Annotated in this window: 25 protein-coding genes; 14 read left to right on the top strand and 11 right to left on the bottom strand. The window is 72.9% G+C overall.

The features are described 5' to 3' along the window. Nucleotides 1–13: 13 nt before the first annotated feature. The 4 genes from ACFWW9_RS25015 to ACFWW9_RS25000 form a co-directional block, all read right to left on the bottom strand. Nucleotides 14–766: a dienelactone hydrolase family protein gene (locus ACFWW9_RS25015; protein WP_390382526.1), complete on the bottom strand. Its 753-nt coding sequence runs from the start codon at nt 764–766 to the stop codon at nt 14–16. 22 nt (nt 767–788) lie between these two features. Further along, nucleotides 789–1,253, bottom strand: a complete 465-nt coding sequence (locus tag ACFWW9_RS25010) for a YdeI/OmpD-associated family protein (protein ID WP_390382523.1) — start codon at nt 1,251–1,253, stop codon at nt 789–791. Nucleotides 1,254–1,411: 158 nt separating this feature from the next. Then, nucleotides 1,412–2,278 (bottom strand): LD-carboxypeptidase, encoded by an 867-nt coding sequence (locus ACFWW9_RS25005; RefSeq protein ID WP_390382520.1) that lies wholly within the window; start codon nt 2,276–2,278, stop codon nt 1,412–1,414. Further along, nucleotides 2,275–4,194, bottom strand: coding sequence for a prolyl oligopeptidase family serine peptidase (locus ACFWW9_RS25000; protein ID WP_390382517.1), 1,920 nt, complete (start codon nt 4,192–4,194; stop codon nt 2,275–2,277). The genes ACFWW9_RS25005 and ACFWW9_RS25000 overlap by 4 nt, the downstream gene beginning before the upstream one ends. A 97-nt stretch (nt 4,195–4,291) precedes the next feature. Here ACFWW9_RS25000 and ACFWW9_RS24995 point away from each other — a divergent pair, with 97 nt between their 5' ends. From ACFWW9_RS24995 to ACFWW9_RS24955, 9 genes are all read left to right on the top strand, one after another. Then, the gene (locus tag ACFWW9_RS24995; protein ID WP_390382514.1) at nt 4,292–4,858 is read left to right on the top strand and encodes a DUF3090 domain-containing protein; all 567 of its coding nucleotides are present in this window, start codon (nt 4,292–4,294) and stop codon (nt 4,856–4,858) included. A gap of 8 nt (nt 4,859–4,866) precedes the next feature. Further along, nucleotides 4,867–5,658, top strand: coding sequence for an SCO1664 family protein (locus ACFWW9_RS24990; RefSeq protein ID WP_390382511.1), 792 nt, complete (start codon nt 4,867–4,869; stop codon nt 5,656–5,658). 226 nt (nt 5,659–5,884) lie between these two features. Further along, nucleotides 5,885–6,361 (top strand): GNAT family N-acetyltransferase, encoded by a 477-nt coding sequence (locus tag ACFWW9_RS24985; protein ID WP_390382508.1) that lies wholly within the window; start codon nt 5,885–5,887, stop codon nt 6,359–6,361. A gap of 21 nt (nt 6,362–6,382) precedes the next feature. Then, entirely contained in the window at nt 6,383–7,024 is a 642-nt protein-coding gene (locus ACFWW9_RS24980) for an NADPH-dependent F420 reductase (RefSeq protein WP_390382505.1), read from the top strand. Between the two features lie 35 nt (nt 7,025–7,059). After that, on the top strand, nt 7,060–7,788 hold the full coding sequence (locus ACFWW9_RS24975; protein WP_390382502.1) for an aminoglycoside phosphotransferase family protein: 729 nt from the start codon (nt 7,060–7,062) through the stop codon (nt 7,786–7,788). Nucleotides 7,789–7,799: 11 nt separating this feature from the next. Beyond that, nucleotides 7,800–8,612: a DUF3097 domain-containing protein gene (locus ACFWW9_RS24970; RefSeq protein WP_390382499.1), complete on the top strand. Its 813-nt coding sequence runs from the start codon at nt 7,800–7,802 to the stop codon at nt 8,610–8,612. A gap of 211 nt (nt 8,613–8,823) precedes the next feature. Beyond that, complete coding sequence (locus ACFWW9_RS24965; RefSeq protein WP_390382496.1) at nt 8,824–9,249, top strand: NfeD family protein; 426 nt, start codon at nt 8,824–8,826, stop codon at nt 9,247–9,249. Nucleotides 9,250–9,264: 15 nt separating this feature from the next. Then, nucleotides 9,265–10,473 (top strand): SPFH domain-containing protein, encoded by a 1,209-nt coding sequence (locus ACFWW9_RS24960; protein ID WP_390382493.1) that lies wholly within the window; start codon nt 9,265–9,267, stop codon nt 10,471–10,473. Nucleotides 10,474–10,558: 85 nt separating this feature from the next. Next, nucleotides 10,559–11,314, top strand: coding sequence for a hypothetical protein (locus ACFWW9_RS24955; protein WP_390382490.1), 756 nt, complete (start codon nt 10,559–10,561; stop codon nt 11,312–11,314). Here ACFWW9_RS24955 and ACFWW9_RS24950 read toward each other — a convergent pair. The 4 genes from ACFWW9_RS24950 to ACFWW9_RS24935 form a co-directional block, all read right to left on the bottom strand. After that, nucleotides 11,304–11,942 (bottom strand): DUF4232 domain-containing protein, encoded by a 639-nt coding sequence (locus ACFWW9_RS24950; RefSeq protein WP_390382487.1) that lies wholly within the window; start codon nt 11,940–11,942, stop codon nt 11,304–11,306. The genes ACFWW9_RS24955 and ACFWW9_RS24950 overlap by 11 nt on opposite strands. Before the next feature lie 66 nt (nt 11,943–12,008). Continuing rightward, nucleotides 12,009–12,902, bottom strand: coding sequence for an aminoglycoside phosphotransferase family protein (locus ACFWW9_RS24945; RefSeq protein WP_390382484.1), 894 nt, complete (start codon nt 12,900–12,902; stop codon nt 12,009–12,011). Nucleotides 12,903–12,945: 43 nt separating this feature from the next. Further along, on the bottom strand, nt 12,946–14,349 hold the full coding sequence (locus ACFWW9_RS24940; RefSeq protein ID WP_390382482.1) for an amidase: 1,404 nt from the start codon (nt 14,347–14,349) through the stop codon (nt 12,946–12,948). A 9-nt stretch (nt 14,350–14,358) separates the two neighbouring features. Further along, a complete protein-coding gene (locus tag ACFWW9_RS24935; protein ID WP_390382480.1) occupies nt 14,359–14,733 on the bottom strand; it encodes a DUF1707 domain-containing protein in 375 nt (124 codons plus the stop codon). Between the two features lie 245 nt (nt 14,734–14,978). On the opposite strand from ACFWW9_RS24935, the gene ACFWW9_RS24930 reads away from it, so the two are divergent. From ACFWW9_RS24930 to ACFWW9_RS24915, 4 genes are read left to right on the top strand one after another with little or no spacing between them, the layout of a single operon-like run. Beyond that, complete coding sequence (locus ACFWW9_RS24930; protein WP_390382477.1) at nt 14,979–15,875, top strand: pentapeptide repeat-containing protein; 897 nt, start codon at nt 14,979–14,981, stop codon at nt 15,873–15,875. Nucleotides 15,876–15,918: 43 nt separating this feature from the next. Next, nucleotides 15,919–16,539 carry a transcriptional regulator gene (locus ACFWW9_RS24925; RefSeq protein ID WP_390382474.1) on the top strand — a complete coding sequence of 207 codons (621 nt, stop codon included), beginning with the start codon at nt 15,919–15,921 and terminating at the stop codon, nt 16,537–16,539. Further along, nucleotides 16,536–17,474: an ornithine cyclodeaminase family protein gene (locus ACFWW9_RS24920; protein ID WP_390382472.1), complete on the top strand. Its 939-nt coding sequence runs from the start codon at nt 16,536–16,538 to the stop codon at nt 17,472–17,474. Before ACFWW9_RS24925 ends, ACFWW9_RS24920 begins: the two co-directional genes overlap by 4 nt. Further along, nucleotides 17,471–18,088, top strand: a complete 618-nt coding sequence (locus ACFWW9_RS24915; protein WP_390382469.1) for a hypothetical protein — start codon at nt 17,471–17,473, stop codon at nt 18,086–18,088. The genes ACFWW9_RS24920 and ACFWW9_RS24915 overlap by 4 nt, the downstream gene beginning before the upstream one ends. On the opposite strand, the gene ACFWW9_RS24910 is transcribed toward ACFWW9_RS24915, so the two are convergent. Both ACFWW9_RS24910 and ACFWW9_RS24905 read right to left on the bottom strand, forming a co-directional pair. Beyond that, nucleotides 18,072–18,716 (bottom strand): DUF6461 domain-containing protein, encoded by a 645-nt coding sequence (locus tag ACFWW9_RS24910; protein WP_390382466.1) that lies wholly within the window; start codon nt 18,714–18,716, stop codon nt 18,072–18,074. The two genes, ACFWW9_RS24915 and ACFWW9_RS24910, sit on opposite strands and share 17 nt — an antisense overlap. 55 nt (nt 18,717–18,771) lie before the next feature. Beyond that, entirely contained in the window at nt 18,772–19,287 is a 516-nt protein-coding gene (locus tag ACFWW9_RS24905; RefSeq protein ID WP_390382462.1) for a CGNR zinc finger domain-containing protein, read from the bottom strand. 239 nt (nt 19,288–19,526) lie between these two features. On the opposite strand from ACFWW9_RS24905, the gene ACFWW9_RS24900 reads away from it, so the two are divergent. After that, nucleotides 19,527–20,144, top strand: a complete 618-nt coding sequence (locus tag ACFWW9_RS24900; protein WP_390382459.1) for a TetR/AcrR family transcriptional regulator — start codon at nt 19,527–19,529, stop codon at nt 20,142–20,144. Here ACFWW9_RS24900 and ACFWW9_RS24895 read toward each other — a convergent pair. Then, nucleotides 20,123–21,031 (bottom strand): sucrase ferredoxin, encoded by a 909-nt coding sequence (locus ACFWW9_RS24895; RefSeq protein WP_390382456.1) that lies wholly within the window; start codon nt 21,029–21,031, stop codon nt 20,123–20,125. The genes ACFWW9_RS24900 and ACFWW9_RS24895 overlap by 22 nt on opposite strands. Between the last annotated feature and the right edge of the window lie 33 nt (nt 21,032–21,064).

The following is a 21,064-nucleotide window of genomic DNA, read 5'->3' as shown; positions in this document are numbered from 1 at the left end:
TCGGTCCCAGCGGTCAAGGGAAGGACAAACGGCCTTCGGACTGCCCCTGGCTCCGGTCGAGGAGGGGGAGCAGTCGGTCCCAGTGGTGGCGTGCCGCGGTGGGGCTGAAGGCCGAGGTGTCGGCCATGGTGAAGCCGTGAACGGTGTCGGGGTAGATCTCCGACGTGTAGTCGACGCCCGCGGTGTCGAGGGCCTGGTTCAGTTCGGCGAGGGCCTCGGGCGTGATGTCGGTCGCGGCGTGGCCGAAGTGGGCCCTGGCGGTGAGCGTCGCGAGGGCGTCGAGGCCGACAGCGCCCACGGGGCTGTGGAACCCGGCGACGGCGGCCACCCGGTCGGGGCGGGCCAGGGCGGTGCGCACGGCCAGGAGGCCGCCGATGCAGTAGCCGGTCACGGCGACCGGGCCATCGCCGACCTGGGGCTGGGTGGCGAGGAAGTCGAGGTAGGCGTCGGCGTCGCTCAGGACGCGGTCGGTGGTGTGGGCGTGGATCAGGGGCATGACCTGGGCGACGAGCGCGTCTCGGGCCTCGTCGTCGATGTGCTCCGGGATATCCAGCAGCGGCGCGGGGCCGTGGCGGTAGAAGAAGTTGGGCACGAGCACGTAGTAGCCGTGCCCCGCCAGTTCGAGGGCCATGTCCCGCAGTACGGGCCGGATGCCGAAGGCGTCCCCGTACATCAGCACCGCGGGGTGCTCGCCCTGATCGGGGTAGGCGGCGAACGCGTCGGCCTGACCGTCGGCGGTGGGGATCCGGAGGGTTGTGCTGGGCATGGGCCCCATCCTGTCGTAGGGCTTACTTGGGGCGCTGCTTGGTTCCGGCGGCGAGCAGGGTGACGACTTCGGCGATGCGGGCGGCGCGGAGGTCGGGTTTGCGGGTGGTCGCGTCGATCCAGCGCAGGTAGGCCTTGCGGTAGAACTGGGCCAGCGTGTCGAAGAACGCGGCCGCGTCGGGGTTCGCCGCGAGGGCGGTGGCGATGTCGTCGGCGAGGTCGGCGCGTTGGGGGCCTTCGGGGGCGAGTTCGACGGTGACGTGGTCGCCGGGGGAGACCCCGGTGTCGCGCAGCCACAACGGGGTGAGGGTGAGCGCCCAGCCGTCGCCGGTGGGGTAGAGCCTGCCGCGGACGCGCTTGCCGTTGACCGTGCCGCCGACGGGGTGGTCGGTCTTGGCTCCCCAGAGCCGGTCGGGGCTGAACGGGACGTCGATGGTCGCGCGCCCGCACGGGACGGTGATGACGGCGCGGAAGCGCTGCGGTGCCATGCGTCGATTGTGGACCCGCCGGCATCGGGTAGTCGATTCTATTACTTCAGTGTCGACCAAAGTCGATGCTCGACTTCACCGTCACCGCTCAGCGCTCAAGGGAAAGACAAACGGCCTTCGGACTGACCAATGCGAAGCGAGATCTGGTGACCGGGTGGTCACGGCAGGATCGTCAGGGTGGTGTTGTCGGCGTCGAGTTCGGCGTGGACGCCGAGGGGGATGGTGAGTTGGCCGCCGGTGTGGCCGAAGCCGAGGTCGGCTACCAGGGGGATGCCGAGTGGGGTGAGGCGGTCGTGGACGAGGTCGGCGGTGGGGCCGCAGGCGGTCCAGGAGCCGAGGGCGATGGCGGCTGTGGTGTCGAACCAGCCGGTGCGCAGGAGGCGGGTGAGGAGTCGGTCGAGGGCGTAGGTGTCCTCGGCGATGTCCTCGAGGAGGGCGATGGCGCCGGGTGGGGGGGGGGTGTCGAGGAGGGTGAGGCAGCCGCCGGTGGTGGTGCCTTGGGCTTTGCCGCCGACGAGGGTGGTGGCGCGGGGTGAGGTGTGGGTGTCGTGGGGGTGGAAGAGGGCGCGGCGGAGGTGTTCCTGGGCTTGGGGGTCGTGGACGAAGGCGCTGGTGCCGATCATGGGGGCGAAGAGGGTGGGGATGCCGCGTCGGGTGAATTCGGTGTGGAGTGCGGTGGTGTCGCTGGAGCCGGTGAAGTGCTTGGTGGGGGCGGTGGCGAGGGTGTGCCAGTCGAGGTGGTCGAGGAGGCGTTGGCTGCCGTAGCCGCCGCGTGCGGTGATGACGGCCTTCACGTCCGGGTCGTGCCACGCCTTGGCCAGGTCGGCGGCGCGGTCCACGTCGTGCCCGGCGAGGTAGGGCAGGGTCGGGTGGACGTCGTGGGCGTGGTCGGCGGTGTGGACGTCGAGGCCCCAGGTGCGCAGGATCGCGATGCCGGCGGTGAGGAGTCCGGGGTGGACGGGTCCGGCGGGGGCGATGACGGTGACCCGGTCGCCCTGACGTAGGGGTGCCGGGCGGTGGGTCACGTGCGGAGTTCCAGGTGGGGGACGTCGGGGGGTGTGAAGCCGAAGACCTGGCCGTAGAAGGAGAGTTCGGCCTCGATGGCGGCGGTGATGGTCTCGGCTTTGCGGAAGCCGTGCTGTTCGCCTTCGAAGGTGAGGTAGGCGTGGGGGATGCCGGTGCCGTCGAGGGCGGCGACGAAGCGGTCGGCCTGGTCGGGTGGGCAGATCTCGTCCTCGAGTCCTTGGAGGAGGAGGACGGGTCCGGCGAGGTGGTCGACGCGGTGGCTGGGTGAGCGGTCGGTGTAGCGCTGGGCGGCGTCGGGGAGTGCGCCGACGAGGCCTTCGACGTAGCGGGATTCGAAGTCGTGGGTCTCGCCGCCGTCGCCGGTCCAGCCGCCGAGGTCGAGGATGGGGAAGGCGATCATGGCGCACCGGTAGGTCTTGACGGTGGTCATGGAGGCGGCGGCGGTCCAGCCTCCGGCGCTGCCGCCGCGGATGGCGAGGCGGGTGGGGTCGGCGGTGCCTTCGTCGGCGAGTGCTTGGGCGACGGTGGCGCAGTCGTTGACGTCGACGACGCCCCATTGTTCGCGGAGGCGTTCGCGGAAGGCGCGGCCGTAGCCGGTGGAGCCGCCGTAGTTGACGGAGACGACGCCGATGCCGCGGCTGGTGAAGTAGGCGAAGTCGGTGTCGAGGACGGGGACGGCTCGGCTGGTGGGGCCGCCGTGGACGTGGACGAGGTAGGGGGGCTTCTCCCCTTCGGGCACGGCGTACTCGGGGTTGCGGGGGGCGTAGACGTAGGCGGGGATGTCCTGGCCGTCGGGTCCGGTGAAGACGCGTTCCTCGGGGATGGGGAGGTAGGCCTCGTGGGGTGGGGTGTCGCCGCCGGTGAGGTGGGTGAGTTCGCCGTTGGAGAGGTCGAGGGTGACGAGGGCGGTCTCGTCGTGTGGTCCGGCTGCTCCGTCGACGACGACGCCGTCGTGGACGGTGAGCTGGGAGGACCAGACGGGGAGGTCGGTGTCGACGTCGGTGACGGTGCCGGTGCGTTCGTCGAGGACGGCGAGGTGGGTGCCGCGGAGGACGGCGTAGCGGCCGGGGTTGATGGTGGCGAAGTAGCGGTGGCCGAGGCGCCACATGGGGCCGCCGAGTTCTTCGGTGACGGGGGCGAGGTTCTTGCGGCTGCCGTCGATGCCGATGCGGTGGAGGTTCCACCAGCCGTCGGGGTCGGTGAGGGCGAGCAGGGAGTTGTCGGTGTCCCACTCGAACTGGCAGATGGCTTCGTCGGGTCCGCCCGCGAGGACGACGTGGTCGCTGGTGCCGATGGGTGCGAGGCAGAGTTCGGTGCCGTCCCAGGGCATGGCGGGGTGGTTCCAGCCGACCCAGGCGACGTGGCGGCCGTCGGGGCTCAGGCGGGGGCCGGTCATGAAGTGGTGGCTGGCGGCTATGACCCGGACGGGTGATCCGTCGAGGGGGATGGCGACGAGGTCGCGGTGGACGTCGGTGCGGGCGTCGCCGGTGACGGTCTCGCGGACGCACCAGACCTCGGTGTCGTGGGGTCCGGCGGTGAGGTCGGAGTAGCGGAGGCCGTGGTGGCGTTCGGGTTCGGGGGTGAGCGGGGTGGGCTCGGGGTTGTCGGGGTCGAAGAGGTAGACGCGCTGGTCGGCCCAGTGGGTGAAGGCGACGCGGTCGCCGTCGGGGGTGGTGAGGACGACGAAGGGGCGGCCGCCGTACTCGTGGACGCGGTTGCGGACGTTCCACGGGGCGGGCAGGAGGTCGACGCCGTCGCGGAGCAGCCCGACGCGGCCGCCTTCGTCGGGGCGGCTGGTGGCCCACCAGACCTGGTCGCGGTGGGTGTCGACCCATTGCAGGCCGCCCCCGGCCTCGGCGACGTCGGCCGACCCGATGGGGGATGTCCAGGTTCCGCACGCTGCGATCTTCACCACGGCTGGGACCCTATACGCGCAGGGCCGTTCGCAGCGATAACGACATCGGCGGGGCAGCCGCGCCCGAGGTGGCGGTGTGGCTTAGGGTTGGGAAGTCATGGCACGCGTCATTCACGTATTCCGTCAGCCCGACCGGTTCGTCGCCGGCACAGTCGGGCAACCAGGCGACCGCATGTTCTACCTGCAGGCTTCCGAGGACGCCCGCATGGTCAGCGTCGCGCTGGAGAAGCAACAGGTCTCGGTCCTCGCCGAGCGCATCTCGTCGTTGCTGGAGGAGGTGCACCGCCGGTTCGGCGCGGAGGTCCCCGAGGACACTCCCCCGGATCTTCGGGACACCGAACCGCTGACGGCGCCGGTGGAGGAGGAGTTCAAGGTCGGCACGATGGGGCTGGGCTGGGACTCGGAGTCCAGCGCGGTGGTCATCGAGCTGCTCGCGATCACCGAGGACGAGGTCGACGAGGCGGTGGTGCTCGACGACACGGAGGAGGGTCCGGACGCGGTCCGGGTGTTCCTGTCGCCGTCGGAGGCCCGCGCGTTCGCCGAGCGCGCCGATCGGGTGGTGAACGCGGGTCGCAAGCCGTGTCCGCTGTGTTCGGAGCCGTTGGACCCGGATGGTCACGTGTGTCCGCGGCAGAACGGCTACCGGCGTACCGAGGAGAGCTGAGCGCGGTCGTGCTGCCTGGTGACGACGGTGTGCTCGACCTGTTGGCCCGTGGTCGGATCGAGGTCGAGGGTCGGTTGGTGGACGCGTCGAACGCGACGTTGTTCTGCGCGATCTCGTTGGACGGCGTGTCGGCTCAGTGCGTGTACAAGCCGGTGCGGGGTGAGCGGCCGTTGTGGGACTTCCCGAACGGGACGCTCGCGGGTCGTGAGGTGTCGACGTACTTGATCTCGCAGGCGTCGGGGTTGGGTGTGGTGCCGCCGACGGTGTTGCGGGCGGGTCCGTTCGGCAGCGGGATGGTGCAGCTGTGGGTGGACACGGTGGAGCAGGACCTGGTGGGCATCGTCGCCGAGGCGGAGGTGCCGTCGGGGTGGCGTGCGGTGTTGCACGCGCACGACCGCTACGGGGATCCGGCGGTGCTGGTGCACGCCGATCACGAGCGGATGCGGGTGATGGCGGCGTTGGACGTGGTGGTGAACAACGCCGACCGCAAGGGCGGGCACGTGCTGCACGCGGTGGACGGGTCGGTGTACGGGGTGGACCACGGGATCTGCCTGCACACGGAGGACAAGTTGCGGACGGTGTTGTGGGGGTGGCTCGGTGAGGAGCTGCCGCCGGAGGCCGTGGAGGGGTTGGGGCGGTTGCGGTCGGCGTTGGACGGGCCGTTGAACGAGGAGCTGCACGAGCACCTGACGCGCGGTGAGGTGCGGGCTCTGGTGGAGCGGGTGGAGAAGTTGTCGGTGGCGGGGGTGTTCCCGGCGCCGTCGTCGGAATGGCCGTCGATTCCGTGGCCCGCGTTCTGAGTGGTTCCGGTCCGGTGCGGCCGGTGGTGGGGTGGATCTTCGGGGGCTCGGGCAAGGTCCACTTCCGGGTGATGTGCGACCTGGGGTGTTGTGCGGTCGCGGGGCGGGGACCTGCGGTGACGGCGCGTAGGACGATCGGTGCGCGGAACGGGGCTTACGTGGCGTTTACGCGGAAGTGTCGCTTCTCTGGTGGCTTTGACGGCCCTTTTCGCGGTCTACTTGCGCCGTGAACGACGTCGTCGAGCTGCGCGGGGTGACCGAGTCGGATGTCCTCGCGTTCTTCGAGCACCAACGTGATCCCGAGTCGACCTGGATGGCCGCGTTCACGGCCGAGGACCCCACTGATCGGGTGGCGTTCCTGCTGAAGTGGACGAAGATCCTGACCGACGACACGAGCGTGACGCGGACCGTGCTGTTCAACGGGTACGTGGTGGGGCACGTGTTGGCGTTCGTGGAGTTCGGGGCGCCGGAGGTGTCGTACTGGATCGACCCGCGCTACTGGGGCATGGGGTTGGCGAGCGCGGCGCTGCGGTTGTTCCTGGACGAGGTGGTGACGCGGCCGTTGTACGCGCGTGCGGCGAAGGACAACTACGGGTCGTTGCGGGTGTTGGAGAAGTGCGGGTTCCTGGTGGTGGGCGAGGACCAGGGGTTCGCCGAAGGTCGTGGCGAAGAGGTGGAGGAGTACATCCTCCGGTTGGAGTGATCCGGTGTCATCCTGGGCGGCATGAGGATCGCGATCCTGGGGACGGGCGCCGTGGGGCGCGCGGTGGCCGGGCGGCTGGTGGAGCTGGGGCACGACGTGACCGTGGGGACGCGGGACGTGGACGACACGCGGGCGCGGCCGGAGTGGGGCGCGGGGTCGGTGGCGGGGTTGGCGACGTTCGCGGTCGCGGCGGCGCGCTCGGAGCTGGTGGTGCACGCCTCGGGTGGGTCGGCGGCGTTGGACGTGCTGGTCGCGGCGGGTGAGCACAACCTGGCGGGGAAGGTGCTGCTGGACGTGGCGAACCCGTTGGACTTCTCCGGTGGGTTCCCGCCGTCGTTGTTCGTGAAGGACACCGACTCGTTGGCGGAGCGGATCCAGCGGACGTTCCCGTTCGCGCGGGTGGTGAAGTCGCTCAACACGGTGACGGCGGAGCTGATGGTGGATCCGGGGGCGGTGGGCGGGGAGCACACGATGTTCGTCGCGGGGGACGACGCGGAGGCGAAGGCGGTGGTGTCGGGGCTGCTGGCGGAGTTCGGGTGGCGCGACGTGATCGACCTGGGGGACCTGACGGGGGCGCGGGGCATGGAGATGCTGATGCCGTTGTGGTTGCGGCTGTTCGGGACGTTGGGGACGGCGGCGTTCGGCGTGAAGGTGGTCCGCTGAGCACCGAGCGCCTGGTCTCGCGGTTCGGCCCCGGCGTGGGGTCGTGGGTCGACGGGCTCCCGGAGCGGGTGGAGCGGTTGGCGCGGCGGTGGGACCTGAGCGTGGTGCGGCCGTTGTCGGGGGGCACGTCGCACACGGTGTGGTGCTTGCGCGACGGGGTGCCGGTGGTGTTGAAGGTGACGCCCGATCCGGTGCTGGCGGCGGGGGAGCTGGCGGCGTTGAGGGCGTGGGCCCCGTCGCGGGCGGTGGTGGCGGTGCTGGAGGCCGACACCGGTGAGGGGGCGTTGCTGCTGGAGGGGTTGGAGCCGGCGGAGCCCGCGCACGCGGTGTCGGCGGAGCGGGTGGTGGCGTTGCTGGGCGAGTTGCACCGGCCCGCGCCGGAGGGGTTCCCGCCGCTGGTGGATCGGGTGGACGGGTTGTTCGCGCTGCTGCGCCGCCGTCGTCCCGGCTACTACGACCGGGCGCACGCCGCGGCGTTGGCGTTGGCGGAGGACCCGGTGGAGCCGGTGCTGCTGCACGGCGACCTGCACCCGGACAACGTCCTGGACGTCGGGTCGCGGGGGCTGGTGGTGATCGACCCGCGGCCGTGCGTCGGGGATCCGGCGTTCGACGCGGTGGACTTCGCGTTCGCGGGCGACGACCTGGAAGCGCGGGTGGAGGGGTTGGCGGGGGCGGTGGACCCGGAGCGGCTGCTGGCGTGGTGCCGGGCGTTGTCGGTGTTCTCCCCGGCGTGGCAGCGTGTCATCCATCCGGGTGGCGGCTAGCGTCGCTGGCCGTGCGATCCGAGGACTACGGCCGTGACGTGCTGGACGGCCGCAAGCGCAAGACCGTTCCCGAGCTGACCGCCGACCCCGGTCTGGTGGTGGAGGACCCCGTGACGGGGTTCTGCGGCGCGGTGGTGCGGTTCGAGTACGGCAACGTGGTGCTGGAGGACCGGCACGGGCGGGAGAAGCTGTTCGCGCTGCGCCCGGCGGGGTTCCTGGTGGACGGCAAACCCGTGACCCTCACCAAACCTCTCCCGGCGTTGGGCGGGAAGGCCCCGGTGCGGTCGGCGTCGGGGTCGGTGAAGGTGGCGGGGCTGCGGGCCCGGACCGCCCGCGACAGCCGCATCTGGGTCGAGGGCATCCACGACGCGGAGCTCGTGGAGCGGGTGTGGGGTCACGACCTGCGCGTCGAGGGCGTCGTGGTGGAGCCGCTGGACGGGGTGGACGTGCTGGCGGAGCGGGTCGCGGAGTTCGGCACCGCCCCCCACCGCAGGCTCGGGGTGCTGGTGGACCACCTGGTGCCCGGCAGCAAGGAGACCCGGCTGGTGTCGGCGGTGCGCGACGAGCACGTCCTGGTCACCGGTCACCCCTACGTGGACGTGTGGCAGGCGGTGAAACCCGCGTCGGTGGGGATCGCGGCGTGGCCGGTGGTGCCGCGCGGGGTGCCGTGGAAGGAGGGGGTGTGCGCGGCGCTGGGGTGGGGCGAGTCCTACGAGGGGTGGGCGCGGGTGCTGGCCGGGGTCCGCGGGTTCCGGGACCTGGAGACGCCGTTGCTGGGGGCGGTGGAGAGGTTGATCGACTTCGTGACCACCCCGGAGGAGTGAATCGGGCACGAGCGCCACGGGGTGAATCCGGCACGGGTTCCGCAGGGGTGCTCCGGGGGCGAATCGGCCACGGGGTCCGGTGGATCCGGCCTGGTGTCGAAGGACCGGATCGGGCCGGGGCGGCGGGGAGTGAGCGGTCTCGCTGGTGCGGGATGGTGAATCCGCCGCGACATCACCGTCGCCATTCCCCCTTTGGTGTAAGTATGGGGCCATGGCCGCCCTCATCTGGCTGATCATCGGTGTTCTGCTGGTCGGCGCGGAAATCATCTCCGGTGACTTCGTGCTGCTCATGCTGGGTCTCGCGGCCCTCGGCGGCGCCGGGGCCGCGGCGTTGGGCGCCGGTGCGGTGATCAGCGTCGTGGTGTTCACTGTCGCCTCGATCGGTTTGATCGTCGGCGCCCGGCCGATGCTCAAACGGCGGCTGGAGATCGGGCAAGGGCTCAAGAGCAACGTGGACGCGCTCATCGGCAACCGAGCGGTCGTGGTGTCCCGAGTGGACGGCCACGACGGGCGGGTGAAGCTCCACGGGGAGATCTGGTCCGCGCGGTCGCTGGACCACCGCGTGCTGGAACCGGGCACGGAAGTCACAGTTTTCGAGATCTCGGGCGCGACCGCAGTGGTACTCGCCGAGTCCTGAGTGGAGGCTGGAGAGTTGACCACGCTAATCGTCATCGCCGTCGTCGTCCTGTTCGTGCTGATCGTCGCCGCCAAGTCCGTCCTGGTGATTCCCCAGGCGACCGCGGCGGTCATCGAACGGCTCGGCCGCTACCGCAACACCGCCGCGCCCGGCCTGAACATCCTGGTGCCGTTCATCGACCGGGTGCGGGCGCGGATCGACCTGCGCGAGCAGGTCGTGTCGTTCCCGCCGCAGCCGGTGATCACCCAGGACAACCTGACGGTGTCGATCGACACTGTCGTGTACTTCCAGGTGACCGAGCCGCGCGCCGCGGTGTACGAGATCTCGAACTACATCGTCGGTGTGGAGCAGTTGGCGACGACGACGCTGCGCAACGTGGTGGGTGGGATGAGCCTGGAGGAGACGCTGACCTCCCGTGACTCGATCAACAACCAGTTGCGCGGGGTGCTGGACGAGGCGACCGGCCGGTGGGGGATCCGGGTGGCGCGGGTGGAGTTGAAGGCGATCGACCCGCCGCCCTCGATCCAGGACTCGATGGAGAAGCAGATGCGCGCGGACCGCGAGAAGCGCGCGATGATCCTGACCGCGGAGGGCCAGCGGGAGGCGGCGATCAAGTCCGCCGAGGGTCAGAAGCAGGCGGCGATCCTGTCGGCGGAGGGTGGCAAGCAGGCGGCGATCCTCAACGCCGAGGCCGAGCGGCAGTCCGCGATCCTGCGGGCGCAGGGTGAACGCGCCGCGCGGTACTTGCAGGCGCAGGGTCAGGCGAAGGCGATCGAGAAGGTGTTCGCGGCGATCAAGGCCGGGAAGCCGACGCCGGAGGTGCTGGCCTACCAGTACCTGCAGACGTTGCCGCAGATGGCGCAGGGTGACGCGAACAAGGTGTGGATGATCCCGTCGGACTTCGGCAAGGCCCTCGAGGGGTTCGCGCGGTCGTTGGGCAAGCAGGGCGACGACGGCGTGTTCCGCTACGAGCCCCCGGCCGACGAGCCCGCGGCGGCGAAGCCGGAGGAGAACGACGAGTCGATCGCCGCGTGGTTCGACACCGCGCCGGACCCGCACGTGCTGGAGGCGGTGCGGGCGGCGGAGGCCGTGGCGCGGCAGGAGGTGCCCGGTCCGTTGAGCACGAGCCGCGCGGCGTCGGAGGTGGCGGCGCCCGCGACGCGCCCGGAGCTGGGCGGTACGGCTCCGACGACACCGCGGTCGTTGCAGCAGCCGGAGGAGTAGCGGGCCCGGTAGTGCCCCGCGACACGGGCCCCGTGTGGTCGACCACACGGGGCCTTCGCGCGTCCGGGTGCGGGAGGATGATCGGATGGACACCCTCCCGGCCGCGGTCGTCGCCGCGTTGCGCACCCCCGACCGGCGGGACGACCTGGTCGTCGCGCTGACCGCGTTCGACACCGAGGTCCGGACGGTGCCACGGCCCGAGGACGTGGCGGTGTGCGCGCGGCTGGTGGAGGTGTTGTCCGTCCCGGCGCACGCCGATCTGGCGGATCGGGCGTTGGGGACGCACGCCGCGGTGTGCACCGCGACCGCCGCGGACCCGGACGAGGTCGTGGCGTGGCTGTTACGCCTGCAACTGGAGTTCCCCGAAGCGCCGGAGGTGCGGCTGGCGGACTACGCCGCCGCCCTGGGCGAGGACGGCCTGGCGCTGTACCGGGTGGTGGCGGTGGAGCGGTTCTCGGCGCTGCCGGTGATCGGGTTCGGCGAGACGGGCCGCTACGACCGGGTGCGGTGGGCGTTGCTGCGGATCATGGAGGAGCTGGCCGAGTACACCGACGACGTGGACCTGCAGGTGTTGGTGCTGGCGAAGGACCTGTCGTCGGGCTGGCACTACCTGCAGGTCGCGACCGTGCTGCAGGAAGCGGGCCGGTCGTGGGAGGCCGTCGAGTGGGTGCACCGCGGTCTGGCGGCCACCGGGGGTCGGGGCGCGGCGGGCAGGCTCGTCGACCTCGGCGTCACGGAGTACACGCGGCTGGGCAGGCTGGACGAGGCCGCCGCGCTGCGAAGACCCGCCCCTCGCGGCACGGGAGGGGACTCCTCCCGTGCCGACCGGACTACTGGGTGACGCCGACCGGGCCGACCGACAGCAGGCTCTGGCCCTTGTCGTCGCTGCACGCCGTGGTCGCGCCCTCGAGGAACAGGGCGTTGGTCTCGCCCGGCGGGTAGACGCGCTGGCCGCGGACGTCGACCGGCTTGCAGTCGGCGGCGTCGAACGCGGCGGTGTTGGTGGCCAGCAGCAGCGTGACCGCCCCCGCGCCGGGCGCGAGGGTGACGACGTGGGGTTGCATCGCGTTGCGGCGCGCGGGCGTGCCGACCTGGGTGCCGTTGTCGCCGGTCACGAACGACACGCCGGGGAACCCGTCGAGCGTGCACGACCGGCTGCCCTTGTTGGTCAGGGTGAAGCTCGAGTCGGCCTTCTGCATGCCGCTCTGCCCCTGGTCCGGGCCTCGCGACACGGCGAGTTCCGCGGACGTGCACTGGGTCGCGGCGGGTTCGGCCCCGGCGACCTGGTTGGGTGAGCTGGACGCCGCGGGCGTGCTCGGCGCGGGCGCGGGGCTGCTCGCGCGCGACGACGGGGTGATGGCGGCGTTGGACGGGGCGGAGCCCGCCGACGAGTCCGGCGTGGAGCCGCACGCGGCGAGCAGCGCGACCCCCGCGCAGGCCGTGGCGGCGGTGGTGATCAGTGTGCGCATCCTGGACCCTCCCTCGGTTCTTCCCTCCTACTACCCAGGACGCGTCGCGCGATCACCCGTTGCCCGTTAACGACACCCGGACGTGATGTGGTCGATGGTCACCTGCTCGATCACGTGCCGCGAACTGGCGGCGAGCGCGGGGTTGGTGTCGCGGTAGTAGGGCAGGGCGATGAGGGCCACGGTCAACGCCCACCCCCGCCCGCGGGCCCACTGGGCGTCGTCGACGTCCAGCGCGTCCCGCAGCCGCGCGCGGCCGTCGGCGGTGAGGAGGTTCCAGGCGACCAGCAGGTCGCAGGCGGGGTCGCCGACGCCCGTCGCGCCGAAGTCGATCACCCCGGACAGGGCGCCGTCGGTGGTGAGCAGGTTGCCGGGGGTGAGGTCGCCGTGCACCCACACCGGCGGCCCGGTCCACGCGAGGGCGGTCAGGGCGTGCTCCCAGGCGGCGGTGACGACCGGGGTGTGGACCTGCCCGGCCAGGGACGCGATGGCGGCGCGGGTGGCGGTGTCGCGGCCGGCCAGCGGCCTGCCGCGTCCGGCGGGTGGCGCGTCGGTGGTGTCGACGGCGCGCAGGGCGGTGACGAACTCCGCGAGCGCGGGCACGAGCCCGTCGGCGGCCCCCGCGGTCGGGTGCTCGCCGGGCAGCCACCGGTAGACCGACCACGCCCACGGGTAGCCGAGGTCGGGTTCGCCCAGGCCGACGGGCTCGGGGATCGCGACCGGCAGGTGCGGGGCCAGCACGGGCAGCCACCGCTGGTCGAGCGCCATGTTCTTGTGCGCGCCGCGGATGCGCGGGAGGCGTGCCACCAGGTGGTCGCCGAGGCGGAACACGGCGTTGTCGGTGCCGGTGGAGGCCACCGGTCGCACGTCGAGGCCTGCCCAGCGGGGGAAGCGGCGGGCGATCAGGTCGCGGACGAGGTCGGGGCCGACGTCGACCTCGTCGACGTGCATCCGGGTGGTCATCGGGCCAGGGTCGTGCACCGCGCCGCACCCCGGCAACCGGGTTTCAGCCGAAGGCGGGTGGCCGCCGGTCGGCCCACGGGCGGGCGCGTTCGAGTTGGCCCGCGACCGACAGGACGGTGCACTCGTCGTGCGGGGCCCCGACCAGCTGCACCGCCAGCGGCAGGCCGGTGCGGGTGTGGCCCGCGGGGACGGAGGCGGCGGGGTTGCCCGCGATGTTCCACAGCGGCAGGAACGTCGTCATCCGGGCGGCCGCGAGCAGTGCCCGGACCGTGGACCAGCGCGACCACTCGCCGATCCGCAGCGGCGGGCGGGTCAGCACGGGGGTGAGGAGCAGGTCGCAGCCGGTGAAGATCCGGTTGGCGTGGGTGGTGAGCCGGTCGCCCTGCTCGATCACCTTGCGCACCAGCCCGGCCGGGAGCCGTCGGCCGAGTGCGGCGACCTGCCGGGTGCGGTGGTCCAGCCTGCTCGGGTGTTCCAGGTCGGCCTGGCCGGTGGCGGCGCAGTGCAGGTAGCGGGCGGCGAACGCGGTCGACCCGGCGACGTCCAGGAACTCCGGGTCCAGCCGCACGACGTCGTGGCCGAGATCGCCGAGCAGGCTCGCGGTGTCCAGGACGACGTCGCGGACCTCCTGCGAGATGCCGATACCGGGTCCCCAGGGGCGCAGGGACACCGCGATCCGCAGGCGGCCCGGATCGGCCGCCGCGGCGGCGGTGAAACTGGTGCGCGGGGGCCGGGCGGGCCCGTTGGCGTCGAGGATCTGGTCGGCGATCAGCGCCCAGTCGCGGACGTGGCGGGTCAGGGGCCCGGCGGCCACCAGTCCGGTCCACACCTGTTCGTCGGGGGCCAGCGACACCCGGCCGCGCTGCGGTTTGAGGCCGAACAGGCCGGTGCTCGCCGAGGGGATGCGGATGGACCCGGCGCCGTCGGTGCCGATCGCGCCGCCGACGAACCCGGCCGCGACCGCCGCGGCCGACCCGCCGCTGGACCCGCCGGGCGAGTGGTCGCGCGACCACGGGTTGCGCGTCACCCCCGCCCACGAGCTCTCGGTGTAGGGCCACAGCCCGAGTTCGGGCATCCGGGTGCGGCCCACGATCACCGCGCCCGCGGCGCGCAGCCGGGCCACGACCTCGGAGTCGGCGGTCGCGGGGGTGCTGACGGCGTCGGTGCCGCGGGTGGTGGGCAGACCGGCGATCGCGAGGTCCTCCTTGACCGCGATCGGCACGCCCAGCAGCGGCGCGTCCCCACCGGCCGCGCGGGTCGCGTCCGCGGCGTCGGCCTCGGCGAGGGCGGCGGTGTCGAACACGACCCGGAACGCGTTGAGGTCGCGGTCGTGGGCGTGGATGCGGCGCAGGCACTCGGTGACGAGCGCGCGGGAGGTCAGCTCGCCCGAACGCAGCAGTTCGGCTTGGCGCGCTGCTCCGGCGAAGCACACCTCGGTCAGGTCCATCCCCGCACCCTAGGTGCCGGTGCGCCATCTCCGGTGTCGGCTCGCTGCGGACACCCGCAGGGCGATGAACGTCAGCGGGATCACCGGCCAGAAGAACGGGGCGGGAGAGAGGATCCACAGCACGATCAGCAGCGCCACGGCGGCGGGCACGAACGCCCGCACCGGCGGCCCGCGACGCACCGGAACAGCGGGTGGGGGTGGGGCGGGGAGGTCGGCGGTCAGGACGGCCAGCTCGTGGCGGAACCGGGCGGCGTAGGCGGCGGTCTGCCGCTCCTCCACCTCGGCCAGCGTGAGGGTCCCGGCGCCGACCGCGGCGGTGAGGACGGCGACCACCCGCTCGCGGTCGTCGTCCGACGCGCGCACCGGGCTCGGTTCGACGCTCATGGCTTCCTCCCAAGGGGATTCAGGGGCTCGCGACCCATCCTCCGCCGCTGCGGCCGGTCGCCGCGTCGTCCGGGAAGCGGGCATCCCGTGTACGCCTGTCGACGTACACCCACCCCTCGGTCTGCTGCGGTCGCGGCACCCGTTTCGCGGACCGGGCCGGAAGGATCACCTGGTCGAAGCCCCGCATACCGGACATCCTCGGGTGGCTTTCCCCGCGGGCGCGGGAATCGTGGATGATGCGAGGCATGTCCTCGACCTGGCTCACGGCGCTGTTCTTCGGCGTGGTGGCGCTCGTGATCGCCGTCCGCCACTACCGCCAGGGCAAGGCCGACACCCTGCTCGACGACCACGCCCGCAGGCGCACCAGCGGCGAGGCCGACCGGCACCTCTCGGCGTGGCGCGAAGCCCACCGCAAGCTGCGGGACGGGGACGTGGAGGGGCTGCGGACCCTGGAGCGGATCGGGCAGGAGAAGTCGCGGCTGCGGCAGGACATCGTGACCTCCATCTGCGCGGGCCTGCGCGGCGGCGTGGACCTGGGCGTGGACGAGGAGTGGCGGCACACCCTGCAGGACGCGCTCGTGCGGCACCTGCGGCCCGGACCGGAGTTCTGGGCCGGGATGAGCCTGGTGTTCGAGTCCGCCACCCTCATCGACCTCGACCTGCGCGGCTGCCGCGTCCGGGCGGCGAAGTTCGCCCACGCGGAACTGCTCGGCACGACCCGGTTCGACGCCGTCACGGTCACCGGTGACGCGGAGTTCGACGGGGCCCGCTTCGGCCGCCTGGTCCGCTTCGACGACGCGCTGTTCGCGCGCTCGGCGTCCTTCCGCGGCACCCGCTTCACCGGCAACGCCGTCTTCGACGGGATGCGCGTCACCGCCGAGGCGACGTTCAGCCACTCCCGGTTCTCCGGGCGCGCGGTGTTCTCGCGCGCGGAGTTCACCGACACCGCGCACTTCCGCCGCGTCCGCTTCGGCGGTCGCGCGTACTTCACCGGCACGGTGTTCGGGAAGGACGCGCACTTCGACCACACGTGGTTCCGGGGTCGCACCGACGTCAACGACGCCCTGTTCGGCGACGACGCCAGCTTCGAGGGGACCCTGTTCGGCCGCCGCGTGCCTCCGGTGACGGTCGAACCCACCTGAGGGGGTGTGGACAGTCCGTCCAGACTGGACGTAAAGTCCGACCATGGTGAGTGAGCAGGACCCGCGCGTGCGTCGGTGGGGGGCGGTGTGCGAGGCGGTGGCGCTGCTGCTGGGCCCGTACGCGGAGGTCGTGCTGCACGACCCGGACACCGACCGGGTGCTGGCGATCTGGAACCCGTTGACCGCCCGCGCCCCCGGCGACCCGTCCGCGCTGGGCGACCTCGACCGGCTCGACCCGTCCGGGCGTGACGTGTACGGCCCGTACGAGAAGCTGCTCGCCGACGGCCGACGCCTGTCGTCGGTGAGCGCGGTGCTGCGGGAGGACGACGAGCGGCCGTCGGCGGTGCTGTGCGTGAACCTCGACCGCACCCCTCTGGAACGCGCTGCGGCGGTGCTGTCGGCGTTCGGCGCCCCCACCACACCCCGGCCCGAGCCGCTGTTCGAACAGGACTGGTCGCAGCGGATCGCCCACGCGATCGGCGCGCACGTCCGCGCCAGCGGCCGTCCGGTCGAGCGCTTCACCCGCGCCGACCGGCTCACGGTGCTGCGGGAGCTGGAGCAGGCGCGGGTGTTCACCGTCCGCCGCGCCGCCCCCGTGGTCGCCGAGGCACTGCGGGTGTCGCGCTCGACGGTGTACGGGCTGCTCACGGAGCTGCGCCGGTGATCGTGGTCGACCGGGACGCGATCGCCCGCGCCGCGACCCCGGCGCTGGTGTTCGCCACCGTCCGGGCGACGCTGACCGCCCACGCGCACGGCCGCACCAGCGTCCCGCCGCCGCTGCACCTGGAGTTCCCCGACGCGGGCGGCGACTGCCACGTCAAAGCCGGGTGGGTCACCGGGGCCGACGACTTCGCCGTGAAGATCGCCACCGGCTTCTACGGCAACCCCGGCCGCGGCCTGCCCACCAACCACGGCCTGGTGGCGGTGGTGAGCGCCCGCACCGGGGCCGTGCGGGCGGTGCTCGACGACGGGGGCCTGCTCACCGCGTGGCGCACGGCGGCCGCGGGCGCGCTCGTCACCCACGCCCTGGCCCGCCCCGACGCCACCACGTTGGGGGTGTTCGGCACGGGGGAGCAGGCCCGCCTCCAAGTCGAGTGGCTGACCCGACTGCGCCCGTTGCGCGAGGTCTTGGTCCACGGCCGCGATCCCCGGAAAGCCGAAGCCCTGTGCGCCGTTCTCGGCCCGGTGGCCCGTCCCGCGTCCGCCGCCGAGACCACGGCCGCCGACCTGGTCGTCACCACCACCCCGTCGACCACCCCCGTGCTCGACGCGACCCTGATCCGCCCCGGCACGCACGTGACCGGCATCGGCGCGGACATGCCCCACAAGAACGAACTGCCCGCCGTCCTGTTCGCCCGCGCCGAGACGATCGCCACCGACGACCACGCCCAGTGCCTGCACCACGGCGACTTCGGCCACGCCGTGCGCGCCGGCACCGTCCCCGACCACGCCGACACCCCCATCGGCCTGCTCCTGGACGGCACCCTCACCCGCTCGGAGTCCGCGATCACCGTCGCCGACCTCACTGGCGTCGGAGCCCTCGACGCCGCCCTCGCCTCCGCCGTGCTCGACGCCGTCCTGACCGGAGGACACCCATGACCGCCCACGACCTGCTGCGCGCCCTCGCCGAGCGCGCCACCCACCTGCCCGCCCCTCCCGGCGAGGGCGTCTGCCACCACGTGCACACCCGCGGCCGGTACAAGCACACGGCCTTCCACGTCGACGGCCGCAAGCTCGGGTCGAGCGTGCAGGAACGGGAACGCCGTCAGTGGATCGCCCCGGACGGGTCGGGCAGGCTGCTGGTCACCCGCGGCGACGAGGAGTTCCCGCCCACCGGCGACTACCCGCCGGGCGGCCTGTCCGCGGAGTTCCTCACCGCCACCGACCCCGCCGTGCTGGCCGCCGCGATCCGGGACCGCAACCCGAACGGCACCACCGCCGGGGCGATCAGGGCGTTCGTCCGCACCTGGAACAACCAGGTCGTCACGGCCGCGGTGCAGCGCGCGCTGCTGCTGGACCTCGCCGGGCACCCCGACCTGACCTTCGACGGCCCCGTCACCGACCACGCGGGCCGTCCCGGTGTCGCCGTGAGCCACGCCGAGGGCGGCCGTCTGGTGTTCGACGAGGACACCGGCGCGCTGCTCGGCGCGCACCGGGGGAGCAGCGTCACCGTGTGGCTGTCCTCCGGGTACGCCGCTAGCCCAACGGCGTGACCAGCAGCGGGATCCGGCGCAGGTCGTCGAGCGTGCACGCGAGACCGGCCAGGGCGCAGGCGGCGCGCATCGCGATCGCGTAGTCCGGGTCGCCCGGCTCCAGGTAGTCGAACTCCACGACCCCGGCCGCGGTGAACGCCGCCCGCAGTTCCGCGGGCATGCCGGGCAGGTCCTCGGCGAGGTCCAGGTCGTCGACGTTGATCCACGCGAGCTGCTTGCCGTCGACGGCGTAGGTGAGGCTCGCGTCGGCGTTGATGGAGAACATGCTCGTGGCCGCCGCGCGCCCGTCGGCCGACAGCGCCTCGGTGCTGTCGTGGTCGGTGGCGCCGAAGTCGTCGTAGACGAACGTCCACTCACCCACGCGGCCCGCGAGCAGCGTGGCCGAGGAGCCCGGTTCGGCGCCGAGCGCCGCGCCGGGCAGGGACGTCCACTCGTCGGGGCGGGCGTCGGGCAGCTCACAGGCCTGGAACCACTGCGGTTTCGCGCCCAGCACCTCCAGCGCGGCGGCCGGGTCGAGGCCGCGCACGACGTGCAGGGTGTGGTTCGGGTCCTCGGCGGCCAGCTCGTCGAGCCAGATCGGCGACCCCTCGTCGTCGAGGGTGTGCGGCGGGAAACCCGGCGTCGGCATCGGTGGGCTCATTTCGGCCAAAGGGAAGCGAGAGCGGCTCACGATAGCGAGTGGGTCAGCTCGCGCGGCGGTCGCGGTGCTCGGCGACGTGCACGCGGTTGGAGCAGCGCGTGGAGCAGAAGCGGCGGCGCCCGTTGCGGGAGGTGTCGACGTAGACCACGCCGCAGCCCTCCCGGTCGCAGCGGCCGATCCGGTCGGGGTCCTGGCAGAACGCGTGCGCGAGCCCGGAGGCGGTGTAGGCCTTGAGCCGCTCCACCATGGGGCCGTCCTCGCGGGCGTAGTGCAGGTGCGGCGCGCGCCCGTGGTGGGTGGAGATGTAGGGCTGCGACGCCGATTCCGCCAGCAGCGCGTTGAGCGCGGCCGCCCGGTCCACCGTGCCCGCGAACACCTCCTCCAAGCGGCGCGCCCACGCCGTCAGCTCGGCCGCCTCCTCGGGCGTGCAGGTTCCTTCGGGGCGGTAGTCGTGGGCGCGCAGCAGCGCGAGCAGCGCGTCGGGGGCCAGGTCGTGGGGCGCGTTGACGAGTTCCACGGCCAACTCGGCCGCCACCCCGCCGTAAGGGTTGAAATGCACTGAACCATGACACCACGCTGGGGGAGTGACCACCAGATGCCCGTCCTGCGGCTGGCCCGCCGACGACCCCGCCACCCCCGCCTCCGTCCACCGCAGCGGCACGGGCGAGGTCCGCTACCAGCGGTGCGTGTGCGGCGGCTGGCTCGTGCTGCGCGACGGGCGACTCCTCGCTGCGGCGGGCGCGTCCCGCTCCACCCCGACACTGCGCTCACCCGAAGGAACCAGTATCGTCCGAAATTGTGACGCTCCGTCGTGAACTGCTGTGCGATACGGCCATCTCGGTGTTGGCCACCGAAGGCGGCCGAGGGCTCACCCACCGCGCGATCGACCGGCAGGCCCGCGTGCCGCTGGGCACCACCAAGAACTACTTCCCCACCAGGGAGGCGCTCCTGCAGGCCGCGGCGGACCGGATGACGCAGCTGCACGTCGCCGCCGTGCGCAGGCTCCGCGACACCACCCCCGCGAACGTCACGCCCACGGACGTGGCCGAGCTGTACCCGGCGTTGCTGCGGCGCGCGGTCGCCGACGACCCCACCCAGATCCTCGCCATGGTCGAGCTGTACCTGGAGGCCGTGCGCAGGCCCGGTGTGCGGGCCGCGCTGAGCCGGATGGCCGTCGCCAACGCCCAAGCCGGCGCGGAGTTGCACCGGGCGGCGGGGTTGCCCGGCACCACCGGGGACGCGGGCCTGCTCGACGCCTACTTCCTGGGCGTCGCGATCTCCCTGCTGGCCCTGCCGGAGGACACCCTGCGCACCGTCGGCCTCGCCGACCCCTACGCGCTGGGGCTCGGCCTGTTCTCCGCCGCCGTGCCCCGCCCCGCACCGGCCCCGGACGTTCAGGCCACCGGCACCAGCTGATCCACGCTCGTCACGACCAGCGCCGTCGGGATCGCGGGCTCCTTGCCGCAACTGGTCGGCCGCGCGGGCGGCAACCGCCGCTCGGCCACCACCACCCGCCACCGCCGCCCGTCGTCGTGGCACACCCCCACCGTCCACGTCGACTCGTCGCGCCGCACCTCCGGCTCCACCGCCAGCACGTCCCCGCGCTCGCCGAGCCGGGCCCGCACCGCCACCTCCGCGGCCTGCCCCGCCTTCGACCAGAACGACCGGCCCCGACACCGCCGCACGACCACGTCGCGCGCCGCCAACAGCTCGTCGCCGAAACCGGCGTCCAACCGGCCGTAGAGGTAGCCCGACGGCAGCAGCACACCGGTGGGGGAGAAGCGGTGCCCCCCGGTGTGGGTGCACTCCCACACCGCGTCCCCGTGCCGCTCGGCGAGCTCCGCCGCGATCGGGCGGCCGTAGAGCGCGCAGCACACGTCCCGGCGGCCGTTGGTGCACACCAGCAGCAACGGCCCCGTCTCCGGTTCGCCGAACCCGGTCGACTCGCCCCGCCCGAGCGCGGCGAAGTCCAGCTCCAGCAGCTCCTCCGGGGACGCCAGATCGGCCCGTTCCAGCCAGGACGCCCCCGGCGCGCAGCTCGCCAGGTAGACGCGGCGGCGCTGCGGGACGTGCCGGTCGGCGTGCATCCCCGGACGGCGGATCAACAGGATCCGCACCCCCGTCCCGGTCGAGCGCCGGATCAGCTCCGCGCCCAGCTCGGCGTCCAGGTGGCTCTCCAGCAGCGCGTCGCCACCCCACGGCCCCGGTTGCTCCAGGCACACCCACGCCCTCGCGGTGGCGGCGGTCCCGGACTGGGGCTCGGCGAGAACCGCGGAGAACGCGGAGCAGCGCGGCACGATCACGCCCATAGAGTGCACGAATAGGGCTGAACGGGT

Source organism: Umezawaea sp. NPDC059074 (assembly GCF_042738955.1).
GTDB lineage: Bacteria > Actinomycetota > Actinomycetes > Mycobacteriales > Pseudonocardiaceae > Umezawaea.
This window is presented reverse-complemented; position numbering and strand designations above follow the sequence as displayed.